The sequence below is a fragment of the Micromonospora sp. MH33 genome, assembly GCF_003013775.1.
Lineage (GTDB): Bacteria > Actinomycetota > Actinomycetes > Mycobacteriales > Micromonosporaceae > Micromonospora > Micromonospora fulviviridis.
Genome location: NZ_MUYZ01000391.1, coordinates 1 through 5,147, shown reverse-complemented (window position 1 = coordinate 5,147; position 5,147 = coordinate 1). Strand labels below are relative to the sequence as shown.

The 5,147-nt window shown below is 75.1% G+C and carries 1 protein-coding gene; it reads right to left on the bottom strand.

Annotated elements, in window-relative coordinates; genetic code table 11:
- The coding region (locus B0E53_RS32925; protein WP_146167871.1) for a type I polyketide synthase at positions 1 to 5,147 on the bottom strand (5,147 nt) is incomplete at both ends.

Genomic DNA, 5,147 nt, shown 5'->3' with positions numbered 1-5,147 from the left:
TCCACCTCATCCAAGGCGTCGACCGCACCGGAGAGCACCACGGACGTGGGGCCGTTCACCGCCGCGATCCCCACCCGATCGGCCAGCCCGGCCAGGGTGGCGGCCACGTCCGCCTCGGCCGCGTTGACCGCGAGCATCCCGCCACCGGCGGGCAGGGCCTGCATCAACCGCCCCCGCGCCGCCACCAGGGCACACGCATCCGCCAGGGACAGCACCCCGGCGACGTGCGCGGCGGTGATCTCCCCGATCGAATGCCCACCCACGACATCCGGCACAACCCCGAACGACTCGACCAGCCGGAACAGCGCCACCTCGACCGCGAACAACCCGGCCTGGGTGAACACCGTCTGATCCAACAGCTCCGCCTCCGGCGAGCCCGCATCGGCGAACAGCACCCTCCTCAACGGCCGCGGCAACAGCGGATCCAACTGCCCGCACACCTCGTCCAACGCGGCGGCGAAAACGGGGAAGGTCTCGTGCAGCTCCCGACCCATGCCGGCGCGCTGCGCGCCCTGACCCGAGAAGAGGATCGCGAGCTGGCCGCATTCGACGGCGGAACCGCTGACGACCGCGCCGGACGGGTCCCCACCGGCCAGGGCGGTCAACGCCCCGAGCAGGCCATCCCGGTCCGCCGCAGCCACCACGGCCCGCTGTTCCAGAGCCGACCGGGTGGCCACCGACGACCACGCCACATCGACCGGGCGCAGCGCCACGTCACCGGCCAGCCAGCGCGCCCACCGGCCCGCCTGCGCCGCCAGCGCGGCACCCGTCCGCGCCGACAGCAGCACCGGAACCAACCGGGGCAGCGGCCGTTCGACGACCTCACCCTCGATCGAATCGAGAGGCGGCGTGGTCCGCCCGACCACATCCAGTGGTGGTGCCGTCCGCCGGTCCACGTCCAGAGGCGGCACGGTTCGCTCGACCACCTGGCCGTCGACGGCGTCCGCCGGCGGTTGTTCGAGGATCACGTGGGCGTTGGTGCCGGAGATGCCGAACGAGGAGACGGCGGCCCGGCGGGGGCGGTCCACCGCCGGCCACGGGATCGCCTCGGTCGCCAGGGCGACGGCCCCGGCGGTCCAGTCGATGTGCGGGGACGGCTCGTCCACGTGCACCGTGGACGGCACGATGCCGTGCCGCATGGCCAGGACCATCTTGATCACGCCGGCCACGCCGGCGGCGGCCTGCGTGTGGCCGATGTTCGACTTGATCGACCCGAGCAGCAGCGGTCGACCTGCCGGGCGATCCTGCCCGTACGTCGCCAGCAGCGCCTGCGCCTCGATCGGGTCACCCAGCGTCGTGCCCGTGCCGTGTGCCTCGACGGCGTCCACGTCGGCCACGGTCAGGCGGGCGTTGGCGAGGGCCTGCCGGATTACCCGCTGCTGTGAGGGACCGTTGGGCGCGGTGAGGCCGTTCGAGGCGCCGTCCTGGTTGACGGCGGTGCCCCGCACCACGGCGAGGATGCGCCGGCCGTCGCGCCGGGCGTCGGAGAGCCGCTGTACCAGCAGCAGGCCCACGCCTTCGGACCAGCCGGTGCCGTCCGCCGACGCGGCGAACGACTTGCACCGGCCGTCGGCCGCGAGCCCCCGCTGCCGGGAGAACTCGATGAAGGTGCCGGGCGTGGCCATCACCGTCACACCGCCGGCGAGAGCCAGATCGCACTCCCCCGACCGCAACGCCTGCGCCGCCAGATGCAATGCGACCAGCGACGACGAACACGCCGTGTCCACCGTGACCGCCGGACCTTCCAGCCCGAACGTGTACGCCACCCGCCCCGACAGCACACTGCCCGAGGTGCCGGTGCCGACGTAGCCGTCGACCTCGGACGGCGTTTCCATCAACCGCGTCGCGTAGTCGTGGTACATGACACCGGCGAACACGCCCGTACGGGAACCGCGCAGCCGCGCCGGGTCGAGGCCGGCGGACTCGAACGTCTCCCACGACGCCTCCAGCAGCAGCCGCTGCTGAGGGTCCATGGCCAGGGCCTCGCGCGGGCCGATCCCGAAGAAGCCCGGATCGAACTCCGCCGCCCCGTACAGGAAGCCGCCCTGCCGCGTGTACGACGTCCCGCTGCGGTCCGGATCCGGATCGAACAGGCTCTCCAGGTCCCAGCCCCGGTCGGCCGGGAACTCCGAGATCCCGTCGCCCCCGGCGGCCAGCAACTCCCACAGCTGGTCCGGGCTCTCCACCCCGCCCGGATACCGGCAGGCCATCCCCACGATGGCGATCGGCTCATCCACCCCCGCGGTCGCCGCCGCGTCCGCGCGGCCCGCGACTTCACCCGTGAGCTGCTCGTACACGTACCCCGCCAGCGCCGCAGGCGTCGGGTAGTCGAACACCAACGTCGAGGCCAACCGCAACCCGGTAGCCGCGTTCACCCGGTTACGCAGGTCCACCGCCGTCAACGAGTCGAAACCCAACTCCCGGAACGCCCGGTCCACCGGCACCGCCTCCGCGCCGCCATGCCCCAGCACCTGCGCCACCAGGCCCCGGACCAGCAGCGCGACCTGCGCCCGACCCTCGTCCTCGGTGAGCCCGGCGAGTCGGCCGGCCCAACCGCCGGTGCCCGCCTGGCGGCGGGTCGCCGTGGCACCGACGAGCGTGGCCAGCATCGGCGGCACCGTCGCGCTGGAGGCCGCCGCGCGCAGCGCGGGCAGGTCGATCACCGTGGGCACCAGGACCGGCCGGTCCGCGCCCAGGGCGGCGTCGAACAGCTCCAGCCCGACCTCGACGCTCATCGGCGTCAGGCCGGCCCGAGCCGACCGCGCCCGGTCCGCCTCGGACAGCGACGCCGCCATGCCGGCGGTGTCCCACATCCCCCACGCCAGGCTGACCGCCGGCAGACCCGCCTGCCGGCGATACGCGGCCAGCGCGTCCAGGAACCCGTTGCCCGCGGCGTAGGCGGCCTGACCCGGAGAGCCGAGCACCCCCGCGACGGACGAGAACACCACGAACAGGTCCAGATCCAGACCCGCCGTGGCCTCGTGCAGCCACCAACCCGCCGACACCTTCGGCGCCAGCACACCCGCCAACCGTTCCGCGCTGATCGACGACACCACACCGTCGTCCAGCACACCGGCGGTGTGCACCACACCCGTCAGCCGGCCCGCCGTGGTCACCTCGGCCACCAGCCCGGCCACCTGCTCCCGGTCCGTCACGTCACACGCGACCACCCGCGCCGACGCGCCCAGACCGGTCAGCCGCTCGACCAGCGCGTCCGCGCCCGCGGCGGCCGGCCCCTGCCGCGACACCAGCAGCAGCGACCGCACCCCGTGCGCGGTGACCAGACGCTCCGCCACCAGCGCGCCCAACGACCCCGTGCCGCCGGTGACCAGCACCGTGCCGTCGCCGAGGGCCGGCGCGTCCCCGGCCGGCGGCACTGCGGCCCGGACCAGGCGCGGGATCAGCACCTCCTCGCCGCGCAGCGCCACCTGCGCCCCAGTGGCCGACAGGTCCTCGACGACGCCAGCCAGCACCGCGAGAACAGCCTCGTCCAGGTCCCGGCCGAGGTCGGCCGGCACCGCGCGGACCGCCTTGTCCGGATCCCGGTCGAGGTCGGCCAGCACGATGCGGTCCGGGTGCTCCGACTGGGCCGAGCGGAGCAGCCCCCACACCGAGGCGCCGGCCAGGTCGGTGACCCGGTCGTCGTCCCGGGCCGCCACCGCGCCGCGGGTCAGCACCACCAGCCGCGAGTCGGCCAGCGCGTCCGCGGCCAGCCACGCCTGCACCACCGCGAGCACGTCCGACGCCGCCGCCCGGACCGCCGACGGCACGTCGACGCCGGGCAACGCCGCCACCGGCAGGATCAGCACCCGGGGGACGTCCGCTCCCGCCTCGACTGCGGCGAGCACCGCTGACATGTCTCGATACACCGGCAGCCCGCCACGCGGCTCGTCCGCCGGCCCGTCTCCGGTCCCGGCGAGCACCGCCGGCACGTCCGGATACACCGGCAGCCCGCCGCGCAGCACGTCCACCGGCCCGTCGGCCGTAACGCCGCCGGTCGCGGCAAGTACCGCCCAGCCTGACGTCTGCCGTGCCGCAGGGGCCTCCTCGGCCTGCCAGCGCACCTCGAAGAGGGACCGGGCCGCGGCGCTCGGGGCGGGCAGGCCGGTCATCTGGCGCAGGATGAGCGAGTCCACCGACACGACCGGCGCGCCGGACTCGTCGCAGGCCACCAGCCGTACCCCGCCGCCGGCCCGGGTCAGCCGTACCCGGAGCACGGCAGCGCCGGAGGCGTGAACCTGCGCGCCCTCGAAGGCGAACGGCACGCGCGGCCCGGTCGCCTCGTCGGTCAGCAACAGCCCGATCGGGTGCAAAGCGGCGTCCAGCAGCGCCGGGTGGACACCGAACCGCGCGGCGCCGGCCGCCGCGTCGTCCGGCAGGGCCACCTCCGCGTACGCCGTGTCGTCGCCGACCCAGGCCCGCCGCAGCCCCTGGAACGTCGGCCCGTACGTCAGGCCGTGCTCGGCGAGAGCCGCGTACCAGCCGGTCACGTCCACCTCGGACGCGTCGGCCGGCGGCCAGGCGCCCACCGTGGGCTCGTCGGGAGAGGACGGTTCGAGAATGCCGTCCGCGTGCCGCACCCAGCCCGCCTCGGGCTCGGCGTCGGGGCGGGAGTAGATGGTGACGGCGCGCCGCGGAGAGGTGCCGGTCCCGTCGACCCGTACCTGGATACGCAGGCCCCCGGTGTCGGGTACGACAAGCGGCGTGGCGACGGTCAGCTCCCGGAGCCGGGACACGCCGACCTCGTCGCCGGCCCGGACGGCAAGCTCCACGAGCGCGGTGCCCGGGACCAGCGTCACGCCGGACACCGCGTGGTCGGCCAGCCAGGGGTGCGCGGCCAGGGACAGCCGGCCCGTCAACACCACCTCGTCGTCGCCGGCCAGGTCCACGGCCGCGCCGAGCAGCGGGTGCCCGGCGTCGCTCAGCCCGGCACCCGACACGTCCCCGCGTCGGGGGCGGCCCGACGCCGGCCAGAACCGCTGGTGCTGGAAGGCGTAGGTGGGCAGGTCGACGCGGGTCACGCCGGTGTCGGCGAACCACGGTGCCCAGGTCACCGGGACGCCGTGGACATGCAGGTCGGCCAGCGCGGCCAGCAGGGCGTGGGTCTCCGGCCGGTCCCTGCGTTGGGTGGCGACGGCGAGCACGCC